This window comes from Thiocapsa rosea (assembly GCF_003634315.1).
Taxonomy (GTDB): Bacteria; Pseudomonadota; Gammaproteobacteria; order Chromatiales; family Chromatiaceae; genus Thiocapsa; species Thiocapsa rosea.
Map to the genome: position 1 here is coordinate 4,385,145 of NZ_RBXL01000001.1, position 17,740 is coordinate 4,402,884.

At 64.5% G+C, this 17,740-nt stretch carries 14 protein-coding genes; 9 read left to right on the forward strand and 5 right to left on the reverse strand.

Annotation, left to right across the window (positions count from 1 at the left end; translation table 11 throughout):
* Window positions 1–33: 33 nt before the first annotated feature.
* Entirely contained in the window at window positions 34–1,089 is a 1,056-nt protein-coding gene (locus BDD21_RS19570; protein ID WP_120798588.1) for a Fe(3+) ABC transporter substrate-binding protein, read from the reverse strand.
* 330 nt (window positions 1,090–1,419) lie between these two features.
* Between BDD21_RS19570 and sufB the strand changes: the two genes are divergently transcribed.
* From sufB to BDD21_RS19590, 4 genes are all read left to right on the forward strand, one after another.
* Window positions 1,420–2,865 carry a Fe-S cluster assembly protein SufB gene (sufB, locus tag BDD21_RS19575; RefSeq protein WP_120798589.1) on the forward strand — a complete coding sequence of 482 codons (1,446 nt, stop codon included), beginning with the start codon at window positions 1,420–1,422 and terminating at the stop codon, window positions 2,863–2,865.
* Between the two features lie 227 nt (window positions 2,866–3,092).
* A complete protein-coding gene (gene sufC / locus BDD21_RS19580) occupies window positions 3,093–3,848 on the forward strand; it encodes a Fe-S cluster assembly ATPase SufC (RefSeq protein WP_120800025.1) in 756 nt (251 codons plus the stop codon).
* Complete coding sequence (sufD, locus tag BDD21_RS19585) at window positions 3,845–5,170, forward strand: Fe-S cluster assembly protein SufD (RefSeq protein ID WP_120798590.1); 1,326 nt, start codon at window positions 3,845–3,847, stop codon at window positions 5,168–5,170. Before sufC ends, sufD begins: the two co-directional genes overlap by 4 nt.
* A gap of 109 nt (window positions 5,171–5,279) precedes the next feature.
* Window positions 5,280–5,684 carry an SUF system Fe-S cluster assembly protein gene (locus BDD21_RS19590; protein WP_120798591.1) on the forward strand — a complete coding sequence of 135 codons (405 nt, stop codon included), beginning with the start codon at window positions 5,280–5,282 and terminating at the stop codon, window positions 5,682–5,684.
* Window positions 5,685–5,880: 196 nt separating this feature from the next.
* On the opposite strand, the gene BDD21_RS19595 is transcribed toward BDD21_RS19590, so the two are convergent.
* The 3 genes from BDD21_RS19595 to BDD21_RS19605 form a co-directional block, all read right to left on the reverse strand.
* Window positions 5,881–7,083 (reverse strand): alkaline phosphatase family protein, encoded by a 1,203-nt coding sequence (locus BDD21_RS19595; protein WP_120798592.1) that lies wholly within the window; start codon window positions 7,081–7,083, stop codon window positions 5,881–5,883.
* A gap of 255 nt (window positions 7,084–7,338) precedes the next feature.
* Window positions 7,339–8,151: an undecaprenyl-diphosphate phosphatase gene (locus BDD21_RS19600; RefSeq protein WP_120798593.1), complete on the reverse strand. Its 813-nt coding sequence runs from the start codon at window positions 8,149–8,151 to the stop codon at window positions 7,339–7,341.
* Between the two features lie 235 nt (window positions 8,152–8,386).
* The gene (locus BDD21_RS19605; RefSeq protein ID WP_120798594.1) at window positions 8,387–9,118 is read right to left on the reverse strand and encodes a 4'-phosphopantetheinyl transferase family protein; all 732 of its coding nucleotides are present in this window, start codon (window positions 9,116–9,118) and stop codon (window positions 8,387–8,389) included.
* A 139-nt stretch (window positions 9,119–9,257) separates the two neighbouring features.
* Between BDD21_RS19605 and BDD21_RS19610 the strand changes: the two genes are divergently transcribed.
* The 5 genes from BDD21_RS19610 (at window position 9,258) to BDD21_RS19630 (ending at window position 16,744) form a co-directional block, all read left to right on the forward strand.
* A complete protein-coding gene (locus BDD21_RS19610) occupies window positions 9,258–9,473 on the forward strand; it encodes a hypothetical protein (RefSeq protein WP_120798595.1) in 216 nt (71 codons plus the stop codon).
* A 78-nt stretch (window positions 9,474–9,551) separates the two neighbouring features.
* Window positions 9,552–11,933, forward strand: a complete 2,382-nt coding sequence (locus BDD21_RS19615; RefSeq protein WP_120798596.1) for a Tex family protein — start codon at window positions 9,552–9,554, stop codon at window positions 11,931–11,933.
* A gap of 31 nt (window positions 11,934–11,964) precedes the next feature.
* A complete protein-coding gene (locus BDD21_RS19620; RefSeq protein WP_120798597.1) occupies window positions 11,965–12,300 on the forward strand; it encodes an SET domain-containing protein in 336 nt (111 codons plus the stop codon).
* 65 nt (window positions 12,301–12,365) lie between these two features.
* Window positions 12,366–13,598 carry an efflux RND transporter periplasmic adaptor subunit gene (locus BDD21_RS19625; protein WP_120798598.1) on the forward strand — a complete coding sequence of 411 codons (1,233 nt, stop codon included), beginning with the start codon at window positions 12,366–12,368 and terminating at the stop codon, window positions 13,596–13,598.
* The gene (locus BDD21_RS19630) at window positions 13,595–16,744 is read left to right on the forward strand and encodes an efflux RND transporter permease subunit (RefSeq protein ID WP_120798599.1); all 3,150 of its coding nucleotides are present in this window, start codon (window positions 13,595–13,597) and stop codon (window positions 16,742–16,744) included. Before BDD21_RS19625 ends, BDD21_RS19630 begins: the two co-directional genes overlap by 4 nt.
* Window positions 16,745–16,852: 108 nt before the next feature.
* Here the strand turns inward: BDD21_RS19630 and BDD21_RS19635 are convergent, their stop codons facing one another.
* The gene (locus tag BDD21_RS19635) at window positions 16,853–17,698 is read right to left on the reverse strand and encodes a PA4780 family RIO1-like protein kinase (RefSeq protein ID WP_120798600.1); all 846 of its coding nucleotides are present in this window, start codon (window positions 17,696–17,698) and stop codon (window positions 16,853–16,855) included.
* Between the last annotated feature and the right edge of the window lie 42 nt (window positions 17,699–17,740).

The window sequence follows — 17,740 nt, forward strand, 5'->3', positions numbered from 1 at the left end:
CCCCTCATTATCGCGTCTCGGACGGTCTCCCGTCTATTTCCAGCCGGCGCGGTCCATCAGGCGCACGGCATCCGGGCCGAGCTCGCCGAGTTTGGACAGTTGAATGTCGTCGGCTTTGAACTCGCCCCAGGATTGCAGAAGCTCGCTGACCTGAGCGTCCGGAACGACCGGGTACTCTCCGTTGACCTCCGCGTACCAGGCCTGAGATTCCGGGCTGACGAGGAATTCCGCGAGCTTGATCGCCGTCTCCTTGTTCTTCGCTGCGCCGGTCATGGCGATGCCGCTGATGTTGACGTGGGCTCCGCGCCCGTCCTGGTTCGGCCAGAAGACCCTGATCGCCTCCGCCGCGGAGACCTGGCTCGGATCGCCCGAGGTCAGCATCCCGGCAAGATAGTAGGTGTTGGCGATGGCGATGTCGCATTGCCCGGCCGCCGCAGCTGCGATCTGATCCCGATCGCCGCCTTTGGGCGGACGCGCCATGTTGGCGACGAGACCCTTCGCCCACGCCTCGGTGGCCTCGACCCCGTCGGCGGCGATCATGGAGGCAACCAGCGACTGGTTGTACACATTGTCCGAAGAGCGGATACAGATGCGACCCTTCCATTCGGGCTCGGCGAGCGCCTCGTAGGTCGTGAGGCTGGTCGGATCGATCTTCCCCTCGACGTACATGATCGGGCGCGCGCGCAGCGACAGACCGAACCAATGTCCCTCGGGGTCGCGGTAAGTCTCCGGGATCGCCTCGACCAGCACCTGACTCTCGATCGGCTGCGTCACTCCGGCCTCTTTGGCGCGATAGAGGTTGCCGGCATCGACCGTCACCAGCAGATCGGCCGGCGAGTTGATGCCCTCGCTCTCCAGGCGCTTGAGCAAGGTCTCGGCCTTGTCCGTGACCATGTTGACCTTGATGCCGGTCTGCTCGGTGAAACGGTCCAGCAAGGGTTTAATCAGCTCTTCCTTGCGCGCGGAGTAGAGGTTGACCTCCTCGTCGGCCGCAGCGACGCTCGGCGGGACGGCGAAGATGAGCGCCGCGGCGATTCCGACGGTGATCGGGGCGGTGATCGAGGAGATCAGGCAGCGTGCTGGTTTCATGCGGTAGGGCCTCCTGATGGGCCAAATGGGGTTTGAGGAGTCGGCGGGTTTCCGCCTCGCATCCAGAATAATGGGAACAGTTCGCATTAACAAGCCCGTGCTGAATGCGGCGAAAAACCCACGTGTGGTCGGTATATAATCTTGCCGTGATTGTGAGTGGCCGCGCAAAACCCCTTGAAACCGGGGTGCGGCGCTCGGACATGAGTCCCGTCGGGATTCGATCCCGACTGATCCGATGTCTTCCGGATGTCCCGCGGGATGTTGAAACCCGCCTGGAAGGGCGTATAGTAAATACCCAGTAAAACGCTCAAGAAAACGGAGCCAGGAGAGATGACCTCAACCCAAGCTGTTGACGATATCGTCCGATCCGAGTACGAGCATGGGTTCGTGACCGAGATCGAGTCCGACACCCTGCCGCCCGGTCTCGACGAAGGGGTGGTGCGAGCCATCTCCGCCCGCAAGGGCGAGCCCGAATTCATGACCGAGTTGCGGCTCAAGGCGTACCGGCATTGGCTGACCATGCCGACACCGCACTGGGCATCGGTCCACTATCCGCCGATCGATTTCCAGTCGATTTCCTACTTCTCGGCTCCGAAACGCCCGGAAGACATGCCCAAGAGTCTCGACGAGATCGATCCGGCCTTGCTCGAGACTTACGAGAAGCTCGGCATCCCGATCGAGGAGCAAAAGGCGCTCGCCGGGATCGCCGTGGACGCCGTATTCGACAGCGTCTCGGTCGCGACGACCTTCCGAGCCGCGTTGGCCGACGCGGGCGTCATCTTCTGTTCCATCTCCGAGGCTGTTCACGAGCACCCGGAGCTGATCAAACAGTATCTGGGCTCGGTGGTTCCGCATACTGATAATTACTATGCCGGACTCAACGCCGCGGTCTTCAGCGACGGCACCTTCGTCTATGTCCCGAAGGGCGTGCGCTGCCCGATGGAGCTGAGCACCTACTTCAGAATCAACGCGCGCAACACCGGCCAGTTCGAGCGAACCTTGATCATCGCCGAGGCCGGCAGTTATGTCAGCTATCTCGAAGGCTGCACCGCACCCCAGCGCGACGAGAACCAGCTCCATGCGGCGGTCGTCGAGCTGATCGCCATGGACGATGCCGAGATCAAATATTCGACCGTCCAAAACTGGTATCCCGGCGACGCCCAAGGCCGCGGCGGTATCTACAACTTCGTGACCAAACGCGGCGACTGTCGCGGTGCGCGCTCCAAGATCTCCTGGACCCAGGTCGAGACGGGGTCGGCGATCACCTGGAAGTATCCCAGCTGCATCCTGCGCGGCGACGATTCGATCGGCGAGTTCTACTCGGTCGCCGTGACCAAAGGCCGTCAGCAGGCCGATACCGGCACCAAGATGATCCATCTCGGGCGCAACACCCGCTCGACGATCGTCTCGAAGGGGATCTCGGCGGGCGAGGGCCAGCAAACCTATCGCGGCCTGGTACGGATCAGTCAGCGGGCAGAGGGTGCGCGCAACCACACCCAGTGCGATTCCCTGCTGATCGGGGATCGCTGCAGCGCCAATACCTTTCCCTACATCGAGGTCAAGCATCCGAGCGCCAACTTGGAGCACGAGGCGACCACCTCGAAGATCAGCGACGACCAGCTGTTCTACTGTCGCTCGCGCGGACTGACCGAGGAAGACGCGGTCTCGATGATCGTCAACGGCTTCTGCAAGGAGGTCTTCAACGAGCTGCCGATGGAGTTCGCCGTCGAGGCACAGAAGCTCTTGAGCATCAGCCTAGAGGGCGCGGTCGGTTGAACTCTTTTGAACCGCGATTGAACCGCGTTCGGATGACCATGCGAGCTTGGCGTACGCGTTCGGTCTTGCGGCGATCAACACCGTTCGCGCGACGCGGTTCAAGTCTTTAAAACGACATTCAAACATATCGATCGCGTCGGCCCGGATGTTCTTTGGCCGGCCCTCGGGCCGATCCAACCCGCGGCTCCGGCACGTCACACCGGACGCGATCGATCAGGAGACGTATGATGCTGTCTGTAAAGGGCCTTCGGGCCAATGTGGGTGAAAACGAGATCCTGACGGGGCTGGATCTGGAGGTCGGTCCCGGTGAGATCCACGCCATCATGGGTCCGAACGGTTCGGGCAAGAGCACCTTCTCGCATGTCCTGTCCGGACGCGAGGGCTACGAGGTCACGTCTGGCTCGGTCACCTTCGAGGGGCAAGATCTGCTCGCGCTCGAGCCCGAGGAGCGCGCGCACTTGGGCGTCTTCCTGGCCTTTCAGTATCCCGTCGAGCTGCCCGGCGTCAACAACACCTATTTCCTCAAGGCGGCGCTCAACAGCATCCGCAAGGCCCGCGGCGAGAGCGAGTTGGACGCGGTCTCGTTTCTGCGCCTGATCAAGGAGAAGCTCAAGATCCTGCATCTGAATGACTCGTTGCTCAAGCGCGCGGTCAACGCCGGATTCTCGGGCGGCGAGAAGAAGCGCAACGAGATCTTCCAGATGGCGCTGCTCGAGCCCAAGCTCGCGATCCTCGACGAGACCGACTCGGGGCTCGACATCGACGCCCTGCGTGTCGTCGCGGACGGCGTGAATGCACTGCGCAGCCCCGAGCGGTCGATGATCGTGGTCACCCACTATCAGCGTCTGCTCGACTACATCGAGCCCGATCGTGTCCACGTCCTGGCGAAAGGCCGGATCATCCGCTCGGGCGGCAAGGAGCTGGCGCTGGAACTCGAAGAGAAGGGCTACGGCTGGATCCTCGAGCAGGAGCAGGCGGCATGAACGGCGCTGCGCCCACCAGCTTCGACACCTGGCTTTCCGCCCGCGCGGACGGCGAGGTCGGCGCCGGGCTCGATTGGCTCGATGCGCAGCGGCGCAGCGCCCTGGACCAAGTGCGCGAGCAAGGCGTGCCGGGCACCAAGCAGGAGGCTTGGCGCTATACCAGTCTGAAGCGGCTGATCGAGCAGGGGTTCGCTCGGGTCGAGGACGAGATTACGGCACTGCAGCTGCACGACATCGAGGAGCTGCTGATCCCGCAGTTGGACAGCCATCGCGTGGTCATGGTGAACGGCCGTTATACGCCTTCGCTGTCCGCACTCGGCGATCTGCCGCGCGGGGTTCGCGTGACCGGACTGCGGGCCTTGTTGGCAAGCGACCCCGACGCCCTTCGCGAGCGCCTCAACGGCGTGGCGGGCGAGAGCCAGCCGTTGTTCGCAGCATTGAACACGGCAGGTCTAGACGACGGTCTGGTGGTCTTGCTCGACCGCGGCGCAATCCTCGAGCGTCCCATCGAGCTGATCCATCTCTCCGTCGGGATGGACGAGCCGCGCGTCGCACAACCCCGTCATCTGGTCTCGCTCGCCGACGGTGCGCAGGCGACCCTGATCGAGCGGTATGTCAGTCTCGGCGAATCACTCTATTGCACCAACTCGGTGTTGGAGCTTTCGCTCGGTCGAGACGCCGTGCTGAAGCACGACCGGGTCCAGATCGAGAGCCCGAACGCCTTCCACATCACGGGCCTCTACCTGAGCCAGGACGCCAATAGCCGCTATGTCGGCGTCAACATCGGGCTGGGTGCCGCGTGGGCACGGACCGATCTGGTGACCCGCTTCAGCGGCGAGCATGCCGAATGCGATCTGCAGGGGCTTTATCTCGCGGGCGATCGTCAGCTGATGGACTACCACATCGACGTGGATCATGCGGTTCCGTCCTGTTCGAGCCGCGAGACCTTCAAGGGCATTCTCTACGGCAAGGGCCGAGCGGTCTTCGACGGCCGAGTCGTGGTGGCCAAGGACGCTCAGAAGACCGACGCGGCCATGTCCAACAAGAACCTCATGTTGTCCCAGAGTGCGGAGATCGACACCAAGCCCCAGCTCGAAATCAACGCCGACGATGTGAAGTGCAGCCACGGCACGACGGTTGGCCAGATCGAGCCCGAGAAGCTCTTTTATCTGCGCTCGCGCGGCATCTCCGCACCGCTGGCACGTCGCATGCTTTGCCTCGGATTTGCCGAGGAGATCATCGAAGCCTTGCACTCGGATGCACTGCGTGAGGCGGTGTCGGAGGAGGTCGGGCGCCGACTCGAAACCGCTCCCTTAACGTAAACCGCGTCCGCTCCGGAGGCAATGGACTTGGCGAGGGCCGAGTCGAACAAAAGCATTGCATGTCGCACCAGACGCGGTTTAACCGGAAATTGTAGTCAAGAGGTCGAGCATGAACAGACTGGCCCGCTTTGCCGGCTTCGGGAAGCACGACGAGGAGAGTGCGGATACGGCCGTGCTCACGGAGGAGGTCGCGGTCGAGCAGATGGAGGCCGAGGAGCTGCGCGAGCCCATCATCGAGGCGCTGCGCAGCGTCCAGGATCCCGAGATCCCGATCAACATCTATGATCTCGGCTTGATCTACCGAGTCGATATCTCCGAGTCGGGTGACGTCGCGATCGATATGACGCTGACCGCCCCGGCCTGCCCGGTCGCCGGCATGATGCCGATCATGGTCAAGGACGCCGTCTCCAAGGTCGATGGTGTGGGCCTGATTCAGGTCGACCTGGTGTGGGATCCGCCTTGGAGCCAGGCGAACATGAGCGACGAGGCACGTCTCCAACTCGGCTTGATGTGACGGCACTAAACCGCGCCCAGCGCGGTATGCGTCGTTTGTCGGATTGGCTTGGCCGCGCCGGCTCCGATCATTGTCGGCGGCGGCCTGGTTTAAAGTATTCAAAAATATAACATTCTAAACCGCGTCCCCGCTAAGGGCCCTGGATGCACCCAACGTCGAACTCACGCGAAAGTGAGCATTTCGCTCTGGACGCGGTTTAGGCGCGCAGCAGACACAAGGGAACCCGAAGCTCGGCGTCGGTCAGTCCGCCGTGGACCCCGATCTGTCGGTGTGGCTGCTCGAAGGGCAGCCACTGTCGGATGACGCCGTTGCCCTTCGGAAGCAGACAGGCATCCCCGACACGCTCCATCAATCGCGCGTGTCGCCTCCCCGCACCGAAAAACCCCTCCGCGACGAGCTGCTCGCTCGGCACCAGGTCCACTCGGTCCGCCAGGACATCGCGGCAATAGTCGTGAAAGGCGTCCGCACGGCCGGAGCGCAGATAGCAAAAGGCCGCACGCGGCTCGCCGCACAGCGGAAGTAGGAGGTGGTTTTCGAGCTCCGGATGATCGGTAAGGTCGATCGTATCCGAGGGCTGCGTATCCACTTGACCGTGATCCGCGCTGACCAGCATCAGGCTGTCCGTATCGGCAATCTCGTGCATGAAGGCCGCAATCTCCTGCTCGATCTCGCGCAGATGGGCCAGTGCAGCCGGGCTCTCCATCCCCAGCTCGTGACCGATGGCGTCCAATCTCGGCCAGTAAAGATAGAGATACTTGGGTTCGCGGCGACGTCGCCCCCAGCCGTGAAGAACCCCGGCGGTGCGCACGAACATGTCGCGCAATCCCTTGAAGGTCACCAAGTCGCCGCGTCCGAGGTGCGCGCGGTTGAAGTCGGATCGGGCGATGTGTGCCGGAGAGACCAGAATGCTGCGGGTGGCGATCCGATCGGCGATCGGTGTGGTGCCGAAGAGCTTGATCGGATCGATCCCGGCCTTCCGATAGGGCACGCCGCCGAACCGCGGCGTGCCCGGCAGCACCGTCATCACGCATCCAAGCTCGCCGAAATAGGTGTGCCAACCGGTCAGCCCATGTGCCGACGGGGCTTCGCCGGTGAGAAAGGTCGGGATCGCGGCCGCCGTTGTCGAGGGGAAGACCGAGGTGAGGGTCGTGCGCCTGGCTCGACTCAGGATCCCGTCCGGTGATTGCCTGTCGAGCCAATCGGCGCCGAGGCCGTCGATAACGAGGAGGATGAGATTGGTGGCTTGCGCCATCTCCTCCGTCGGCAGATCGCGCAGGCTCGGGGCGTCCGATCGCCCGCCGCGGGCCTGGATGATGCTGCTCATCAGATTGACGATGCCGCCGCCGTCATAGTCCGGCCGCGCCATCGCGAGCGCGGTCGGTGGCTGGGAATTGACCATGATTCCGCCCCCGTTGACTGGTGCTTGGGTCAGGACGCGGCTGCGCGAACGCGGCTCACGCGCGTTGGCTGGCCGATCTGCGGCGCAACAGCAACGCGATGAACACCAGTATCAAGACCGCCGAGAAGGCGAGGACATCGGTCCTGAGCGGCTCGATGACGTCGATGATGCGCTCGAAGTCCTCCTTCAGGGTGTAGGCCCCGGACCCGAAGGGGCCGACCCAAATTGAGCAGCCCCTTCAACCCTCACGGATGGTCACCACACCAGCATCAGAATCACGGCGCCCAGCAGCACCCGGTAGATGACGAAGGGTAGCATGCTGATGCGCTCGATGAATTTCAGAAAGTAATGAATGGTCAGGTAGGCGAAGACGAACGAAAGGGCCGCTCCGAGCAACAACGACATCCAGTCGACCGGCTCGCCGGCTTGCAGCAGATCGAGCGTTTCGAGCCCGCCCGCCATGATGATGGTCGGGATCGCAAGCAGAAACGAAAAGCGCGAAGCCGCCTTACGAGTCAGCCCGAGCATGAGCGCCGCCGTGATGGTGATGCCCGATCGAGAGGTCCCCGGGATGATGGCGACCGCCTGCATGACACCGACGAAGAGGGCCGCCTTCCAGCCGAGGCTGTACTCGTCGCGGGCGCGTTTTCCGCTGAAGTCCGCCCACCACAGCAGCAGCCCGAAGCCGATGCTGGTCGCCGCGACCACCAGGGCCACCAGGGTCGGGTCGTCGCGCAAGGCCTCGAGCACGGACTTCAGCGGCAGACCCAGCACGATCACCGGCAGGGTGGCGAGGATGATCATCCAGCCGAGGCGGGCATCGGGCGCGTCGAATCGGCGCGTTCGCAACGACTGCAGGACCGCGATCGTCATGGTCGCGATCTCGCGTCTGAAATAGAGCATCACCGCAGCGAGCGTGCCCAGATGCAGCGCGACATCGAAGGCGAGACTCTGCAGCTCGTAACCGAACAGGAGCGGGGTGAGGATGAGATGTCCCGAGCTCGAGATCGGCAAGAACTCGGTAAGGCCCTGGACGAACGCGAGCAAGACGATCTGAATGGTTTCCAACGAACGGCGCTCCTCAGGATAAAAGGCCCGGATTATACCCGGCGTGCCGGCCTTTTCCCCGCGATCGGTGCTTCCGCTGCCCTACCGAGTGATCAACGACGGTCTTATGAGCAGGATGGCAACGCTCTTCATTCGCAGGCGCTTTTCACGCCTAAACCGCGCCGGCTCCGACAGTTGTCGGAGCCGGCGCGGCCAAGCCAATCCAACAAACCACGCATATCGCACCGGGCGCGGTTTAGAGCAGATCGAATGTCGACCAGTCCGACACCGGCGGCAGGGTCGGGCGCGCGACCGCAGCGATATAGCCCGTCTCCGGGATGCAATGCAGAACCGCAGGCGGTTGCACGCCGTCGGGTCGCGGCCGGAAGAGTCCTCGGCCGTCCGCCTTGGCATCTGCCTCCAGTGCGGTCCAGGCACGGTAGAAGCGTGCGAGGCGCTCGTCCTGGGGAGCCGATGCGAGTTTTCGCACCACCTCGGGCGCGAACATCCGTTCCGCCACCGCCTCGATGCTGTGCCGCGGTCGGATCCACTCGCAGTCCACACCGACATCGGTGCTCGGCCCGGCCCCGGCGCAAACAGCGACCAAGGCCAGATCGCCGGTCGTTGTCAGATTAAAGCCCAGCGACAGCGCTGCGCCGGTAAGCGCGGGTTTGCCGGCCGGTCCGTAGTCGAAGCGCAGCGACCCCGGCGGTACCTCGAGATAACGCGAGAGGATCTCGCGCAGTCCGGCATGGGCGCGCACATAGCGCTCGCGATAGGGCTGATGGCGCATCCGCGCCGCGCGCGTGCGCTGGCGCTCCCCGAGCAAACTCAGGGCATGCGCGAGGTCGGCTCCGGCTGAATCGGTGCGGATCCGCCACAGATGCAGGGCGCCCGATCGGATCTCGCACCAGCTCGGACCGGCGGTCCAGTCGAGCGTCGGCGGGGCCGTCATTGCCTCCTCATCATTCTGTCTTTGCGTCGACATGCGTTGTGGCCTCCGTCGTCATCTTCCTATAATCGGCAAACGCCCGACAAATGGCGTGCGTCGATCTTGTTCGGGAAGATGACGATCGAGACGAGGCGCGCGTGTCGGACCATCTCGCTCACCGCTGGAGGTCAGGGTCTTGCAGACTCTCGAGCACTGTCGTGTGGATGCGCGCATCGAGGCGGTGTGCAGCAAGGGTTGCAGCCAGGTCAGGCAAGACATCGCCGCCTTGGAGGCCGGAGCACAGCTGCCCGAGACGCGCGATCTGAGCGAGGAGGAGCGGGGCACACTGCTGCGCGAGCTCAAGCAGATCATGGCCGTCTACGGCGATGCCTGCCGGCTGCCGTCGACCTGAGCGCCTGCGCCCCTCCCGTCGGGGGTGTATGCTGCCGCCGCCATCCATCCTGATCCGCCGCATCGGAATCCATCACGCATGACCGACATCACCCGGACCCTCAGCCAAGAGCTTGCCGCTCGACCCGAGCAGGTCGAGGCCGCCATCCGACTGCTCGACGAGGGCGCGACCGTGCCCTTCATCGCACGCTATCGCAAAGAGGCCACCGGGGGGCTGGACGATATCCAGTTGCGCTTGCTCGAAGAGCGCCTGGTTTATCTACGCGACTTGAACGAGCGCCGCGCGACCGTGCTCAAGAGCATCGAGGAACAGGGCAAGTTGACCCCGGAGCTCCAGGCCGAGATCGTCGGCGCCGAGACCAAGCAGCGCCTCGAAGATCTCTACCTGCCGTTTAAGCCCAAGCGGCGCACAAAGGCCCAGATCGCTCGGGAGGCGGGGCTCGAGCCTCTCGCCGATGTGCTGCTCGCCGATCCTGGCGAGGCGCCCGAGTCGCGCGCGGCGTCCTATGTGGATTCGACCAAGGGTGTGGCGGACATCGCGGCGGCCTTGGAAGGTGCCCGTCAGATCCTGATGGAGCGTTTCGCCGAGGATCCCGAGCTGACCGGGCGTCTGCGCGATCACCTCTGGGAGAAGGGCATTCTGGTCTCCAAGGTGATGCCGGGCAAGGAAGAAGAGGGCAATAAGTTCTCGGATTATTTCGACTATCGCGAGCCGCTTGCGCGCATTCCCTCGCACCGTGCGCTGGCCTTGTTCCGCGGGCGCAACCAAGGCGTCCTGCACCTGGAGCTGCTGGCCGGGGAGGGCGAGGATCCGGATGCGGTCTGTCGCGGTCTGATCGCCTCGCGCTTCGGGGTGCGGCAAGCCGGGCGCCCCGCCGATGATTGGCTGATCGAGACGGTCCGCAAGGCCTGGCGGATCAAGCTGCTGACACGTCTCGATCTGGAGCTCAAAGGGCGGATGCTGGAGGCGGCCGAAGAGGAGGCGATCCGCGTCTTCGGGCTCAACCTTAAGGCGCTCCTGCTGGCCGCCCCCGCGGGTCGGCTTGCGACCCTCGGGCTGGATCCCGGACTGCGCACCGGCGTGAAGGTCGCCATCGTCGACGGCACCGGGCGTGTGGCGGCGACCGACACCATCTATCCCCATGTGCCCAAAAACCAATGGGATGCCTCGATCGCGCGTCTCGCCCAGTTGGCGAAGGAGCACGGGGTGAAGCTCGTGAGCATCGGCAACGGGACCGGCTCGCGCGAGACCGACCGGCTGGTGCGCGAGCTGATCCAGCGACACCCGGATCTGGGTTTGCGCTCGCTCGTCGTGAGCGAGGCCGGCGCCTCGGTCTACTCGGCCTCCGAATTCGCCTCCAAAGAGCTGCCCGAGCTGGATGTCTCGCTGCGCGGTGCGGTCTCGATCGCACGCCGGTTGCAGGATCCGCTTGCGGAGCTGGTGAAGATCGAGCCCAAGGCGATCGGTGTGGGCCAGTACCAGCACGATGTGAATCAACCCCGACTTGCGCGCGCCCTGGACACCGTGGTGGAAGACTGCGTGAACGCCGTCGGCGTAGATCTGAACACCGCCTCCGTGCCCCTTCTGACGCAAGTCTCCGGACTCAATCGCACCCTGGCCGAGAATATCGTCCAGTTTCGCGAGACCAACGGGGCCTTTTCCAACCGCAAGCGCCTGATGGCGGTCCCGCGCTTCGGCGAGAAGGCGTTCCAGCAGAGTGCGGGATTCCTGCGCGTGCGCGACGGCGACGAGCCTCTGGACGCCTCGGCGGTTCACCCGGAGGCCTATCCACTGGTGCGCAACATCCTGGCCGAGACCGGCAAACCCATCACCGCCCTGATCGGCGACAGCGCGACCCTGCGCCGCCTGGATCCAGCCCGCTTCACCGACGAGCGCTTCGGCCTGCCGACGGTGAAGGACATCCTCGCCGAGCTGGAGAAGCCGGGCCGCGATCCGCGCCCCGAGTTCAAGACCGCTACGCTCAAGGAAGGGGTGGAGACACTCAAGGATCTCAAACCCGACATGATCCTGGAGGGAACGGTCACCAACGTGACCAACTTCGGCGCCTTCGTGGACGTCGGGGTCCATCAGGACGGTCTGGTGCACATCTCTGCCCTGGCCGATCGCTTCGTCAAGGACCCGCATGCGGTGGTCAAGTCCGGCGATCTCGTCAAGGTGAAGGTGATGGAGGTCGATCTCGCGCGCAAACGCATCGCGCTGAGCATGCGCTTGGGCGATGTCGCGCCCGAGCGCGCCCCCGGCGATGCCTCCGACAGCCGCCCGCAGAGTCGAGACCCGCGCCCGAGGGCACACGCACCATCCGGTCGATCCGGCCGTCACGCCGAGGTACGCCCGGCGCCCGACGGACGAGGTGCAACGCGGGCCAAGGCGCCCACGCCAGCTGAGGCCCCGGGCGGCGGCACCATGGCGGAGGCCTTCGCCAAGGCCAAGCGTCGCTGAGTCAGCGCATCGTCATAAGGCGACGGCCGCGATGGGCCGCTCCTCCTGCCCCGACGCGCTGCTGCGCACACGCGTCTACCGCGCGGCCTCTCCGATCCATGGCCAAGGCTGCTTTGCCAAGATCGCATTTCGCAGCGGCGACTTCATCGGCACCTTCGAAGGCCCCGAGGTCGACCGAGATGGCACCCACGTGCTCTGGACCTACGACGCCGAGGGCAACGTCCTCGTCGGTCGCGAGGGTCGCAACCTCCTGCGCTGGTTGAACCACAGCGACGACCCGAACGCCGAGCTCGACGGCTTCGATCTCTATGCACGCCGGGCGATTGCGGTCGACGAGGAGATCACCTTCGACTACGGCGGCGGCTGAGCGAGTTGCTTTGAACAGCACGCGCCCCGACACTAGCCACCCATGCAGTCATCCCGCGAGTCACCGTGAAGCGCCTGTCCAAGTTCTTGTTGCCCGTCCTGATCCTCGCCGTCGGTATCGGAGTCTTTCAGTATCTCAAGCAGACCCGCCCGGAACGTCCACCGGCGGAAATCGTCGAGCGTGTTTGGCGGATCGAGGCCGAGACGGTGGAGCCGCGTCGCCTCTCCCCCGGGCTTGAGCTTTATGGGAGCGTCCAGACGCCGCATCTTCTTCGCGCTGCGGCCTCGGCGCAGGCGCGTGTCGGTCGGGTGTTGGTGCGCGAGGGCGATCGTGTCGAGGCAGGACAGCTTCTGGTGGAGCTTGACCCGCGTGACTTCAGTTTTCGTCTTGCCCAGGCTCAGGCCCAGATCGACGAGCTGAAGGCCCAAGTCGAGAGCGAGCAAACCGGGCACGAGACCGATCTCGCCGCGCTTGAACAGGAACGCAAGCTGCTCGCGATCGCCCGAGACGGGGTGGAGCGCGCGTCGCAGCTGACCAAGCAAAGGGTCGGCTCCCAAACCGATCTGGATATCGCCGAGCAGGAATTAGCCCGCCAAGCCTTGGCCGTGAGCAACCGCGAGATGAGCATTGCGGACTTCCCGGCGCGCCAACGCGCGCTCGAGGCAAAGCTCGCGAGCGCGCGAGCGCGTCTCGAGGAGATCGCGCTCGAGCTCGAGCGTGCACCGGTGGTCGCGCCCTATGATGCCATCATCGCCAAGGTCTCGGTGACGGCGGGCGATCAGGTGCGCCGGGACGATGTCCTGCTCACGCTCTATGCGATCGACAGCTTGGAGGTCCGCGCGCGGATCCCGGCGCCCTTCCAAACGGAGTTGACCGCCTCCCTGCAGGCCGAGGGCCGACTGCCTGCGACGGCGACCATCGGGGATCGGACCCTGCAGCTTTCCTTGGAACGCCTCGCCGGCGAGGCGAGCGCGAGCGGGATCGACGGACTCTTCGATGTCGAGGACGAGGAGGGTCTCCTGCGCGCCGGTCAGATGATCGCCTTGCGTCTGGACCGTCCGCCACAGGAGGGTGTAGTGCCGGCTCCTTTCGGTGCGGTCTACGGGGGTGATCGGGTCTACAAGCTCGTCGACGGGCGCATGAAGGGCGTGTCCGTGCGCAGTCTCGGGAGCTGGTTTACCGAGACGGGCGAGGAGCGCCTTCTGGTTCATGCGCCCGATCTCGCGGCCGGGGACCGCTTGATCGTGACCCACATGCCCAACGCGGTGGACGGGTTGCGGGTGGAGACGGTGCAGTGACGGAGACCAGACCCGCCAAGGAGAAGGTCGTCAAGGGGCATCAGAACGACATCATCGGTCTGTTTGCCCACCATAAGGTCGCGGCCAACCTGCTGATGGCGATGATGATCCTGAGCGGGATCTTCGCTCTGGATCGTCTGAACGTGCAGTTCTTCCCGAATTTCGACCTGGACTTGGTCACGGTGCGGGTCGTCTGGTCGGGTGCGAGCGCCGAGGACATCGAGGACGGCATCACCAACCCCCTGGAACAGCGTCTGCGCTCGGTCGATGAGCTGCGCAAGATGACCTCCACCTCGACGCAGGGAATCTCGGCGATCACGCTGGAGTTCAACGAGGGGGTGGATCCCTTGCTGGCCCTGGACCAGGTGAGGCGGCTCGTCGACGATTTCCGCAATCTCCCGCAGGACGCGGAGAAGCCAGAGGTCGCGCTGGTGACGCGCTACGAGTCCGTCGCCCGACTGGTCCTGACCGGACTCGAGCGCCCGGACGAGTTGCGCCATCTTGCACGCCGCTTCGAGTCCGAGCTGCTCGAGAGCGGGATCGACAAGGTGGAGATCCGCGGGTTGCCGCTGGAGGAGATCAGCATCCAGGTCGATCAGGCGCAGCTCGAAGAGCTGGGCCTGGGTCTGCCGCAGATCGGCGAGCGGGTCGGTGCCTTCAGCCGCGATCTGCCGGCCGGGGCGATCGGTCGGGGCGAGGCGACGCGCGAGCTGCGCAGCCTGGATAAGCGCCGGGATGCGCTCGAGTTCGCACAGATTCCGATCAAGACCGAGGAGACGCTGAACCTGCAGCTCGGCGATATCGCCGAGATCGAGCGGGTGCCGCGCGACGCGACCCTGCGGCTTTCGATGAACGGAACCCCAGCGGTCGAGATGGTGCTGCAGCGCGCCGAGACGGGCAACTCGCTCGCCGCGGCCAAGGCGCTCGACGAGTGGCTGGCCGAGACCCGCCCCTTGCTCCCGCCCGGGGTCGAGCTGGTGGTCTACGACGCCTCCTGGGAGCTGATCCGCGACCGCATCATGCTGCTCGTGACCAACGGGGCCGGCGGTCTTATCCTGGTCGTCGCGATCCTCTTTCTCTTCTTGAGCGGTCGGGTCGCCTTCTGGGTCGCTTGGGGGATCCCGGTGTCCTTCATGGCGACACTCTTCATCCTCTATCTGGCCGGCGGCAGCATCAACATGATGAGCCTCTTCGCGCTCATCATGGCGCTGGGCATCATCGTGGACGACGCCATCGTGGTCGGCGAGGATGCCATGGCCCACCATCAGATGGGCGAGGATCCGCTCCTTGCGGCCGAGGGCGGGGTCCGTCGGATGCTGGCGCCGGTGGTCGCGTCCTCGCTGACTACCATCGCGGCCTTCCTTCCGCTGATGCTGGTCGGCGGGGTCATCGGCAACATCCTCAACGTCATCCCGCTGGTGATCGTGGCCGTCATCCTTGCCTCGCTCCTGGAGAGCATGTTGGTCCTGCCCGGGCATCTGCGCAGTGCCTTCGTGCACTCGCACAAGGTTAAACCCGACTCGCTGCGCGCACGCTTGGATCGCGGCTTCGAGTACTTTCGCGACCGGCTGTTCCGTCCGCTGGTGACGGTCGCCGTTCACTATCGATTTGCCACCATCGCCAGCGCGGTGGCGGCCTTGATGATCGCCGTCGGCCTCTTGGCCGGCGGGCGCTTGGGCTTCGTCTTCTTCCCGACACCGGAAGGTCAGATCGTTACGGCGAACGCGACCTTTGTCGCAGGCACCCCGCGCGCGCGAGTCGATGCGCTCCTGGAGCACCTCGAGGAGACGCTTTGGGAGACCGAGCGCGCCTTCGATCAGGGCAAGCTGGTCAATCTGGCGATCGCCCTGCACGGCGCGAAAGGCGAGGGCAGCGGCTCTTCGGCGGACCAGCTCGGCGCCTTGCAGGTGGAGCTGATCGCGCCTGACGCGCGCGAGGTGCGCAACGAGGCGTTCATCCGGGCCTGGCAGGAGCGCATCGCGCTTCCGGCCGGACTCGAGGGCTTCACCATCGCCTCGCGGCGCGCCGGTCCGCCCGGTCGAGACCTAACGGTGCGGCTCTTCGGTGCGGATGCGGCGACACTGAAGGAAGCAGCGCTCGACATCTCCGAGGTTCTGAAAGGCATCTCGGGCGTGACGGCGGTCGAGGACGATATGGCCTTCGGGCGCGAGCAGATCATCTACTCGCTCACCCCTGCCGGACAGGCGCTCGGCCTCACGGTCGCCGAGCTGGGGACCCAGTTGCGGACGGCCTTCGAGGGCCAACTGGTGCAGATCTTCCAAGACGGCGCGGACGAGGTCGAGGTCCGCGTCAAGCTCCCCAAGGCCGAGCGCGAGCGACTGGGAACCCTCGAGCGCATGAACATCCGCCTTCCCGACGGGACCTCGGTGCCGCTCACGACGGTCGCGCAATGGCGCTCGCAACGCGGCTTCGAGATCCTGCGTCATGCCGAGGGCAAGTTGGCGGTCGAGGTCTCGGCGGATGTAGACTCCGACGTGAACAATGCCGGGGCCATCATCGAGAGTCTGATCGCTTCGACCCTGCCCGGGCTCGAGGCGAACTACGGGATCAGTTACTCCTTCGAGGGTCGCTCCGCCGATCAACGCGAGACACTGGGCGACATGCGCAAGGGCTTGGTGCTCGGACTGATTCTGATCTACATCATCCTGGCCTGGGTCTTCTCGTCTTACGGGTGGCCATTGGTCGTGATGGCCGCGATCCCGTTCGGCCTGACCGGCGCACTCTTCGGCCATTGGCTGATCGGAATCGATGTCACCATCCTCTCGCTGTTCGGGATGTTCGGTCTGTCCGGGATCGTGATCAACGACTCCATTATCCTGGTCAAGTTCTATCAGGAGCAGCTCGAGCAGGGTGTCGCCAGCCGCGATGCCCTCATCGAGGCCGCCTGCCAGCGTCTGCGGGCCGTCCTCTTGACCTCGCTCACCACGATCGCCGGCCTGACGCCGCTCTTGTTCGAGAAATCCGTCCAGGCCCAGTTCCTGATCCCGATGGCGACCTCGATCGCCTTCGGGCTCGGGTTTGCGACCCTGCTGATTCTGCTCGTCATCCCCGCATTGCTCTCGATCCACGACAGTGCGCATGGACGTCTGAGCCGATTGTTCAGGACGAATCCGGCGCCGGCGTGATCCTGCTCGGGGTTGCGCTCGCGACACCGCTCCTGCGGTGTCGCGTCTCTGAATGCGCTCCGCGCCGGATGCCGCGCCAGTGTTTGGATTGATCCCTGCAAAACACCGTCACGCGTCCTCGCGCCCCTGACGACGCCTGATGGCGTCCTCGCGCGCATCGTTGATTTCTCGCATGATGCCTTCGATGTCGGCTTCTTTGTTGGCGCCTTTGAAGTGTCCGGTCAATCGGCTCTCGGGCGTCAAGGCGCCGCTCTCGTAGATGTACCAGATCTCTTTGGCATAGCTGGTCGAGAGCAGCTCCGGGGCGAATTGACCGAAGTAGGCTGCCAAATTTCCGACATCGCGCTCCAGCATCCGGGCGGCATTGTTGTTGGCCGCCGCATCGACCGCTTGGGGAAGGTCGATGATCACGGGTCCATACTGGTCAACCAAGATGTTGAATTCGGAGAGATCGCCGTGCACGAGCCCGCTGCAGAGCATGCGCACCACATCCTTGATCAGGATCGCGTGATACTTGAGGGCCTGCTCGCCCGTCAGGTCCAGATCATTGAGCCGCGGAGCCGCATTACCCTCGTCGTCGGTGACCAGCTCCATCAGCAAGACGCCCTCGACATAGAGGTGAGGCTTGGGAACACGCACACCCGCAGCGGCCAAGCGGTATAGGGCATCGACCTCGGTATTCTGCCAGACGTCTTCCTGCTGTTGGCGTCCGTATCGCGAGCCTTTCGCCATCGCGCGCGCCTGTCGGCTGTTTCGCACCTTCCGCCCTTCGCTGTACAAGACCTGCTTATGAAAACCCCGTTGATTGGCTTCCTTGTAGACCTTGGCACAGCGAACCGCGCCATCGGCATGCACCACATACACTGCGGCCTCCTTGCCGCTCCTGAGCGGGCGGATGACCTCGTCGACAAGACCGTCGCGGACCAGCGGTTCGAGACGCTTTGGAATCTTCATAGACATCCTGTTGTGAAATGGCAATGTCGGGGCGAAATCGGC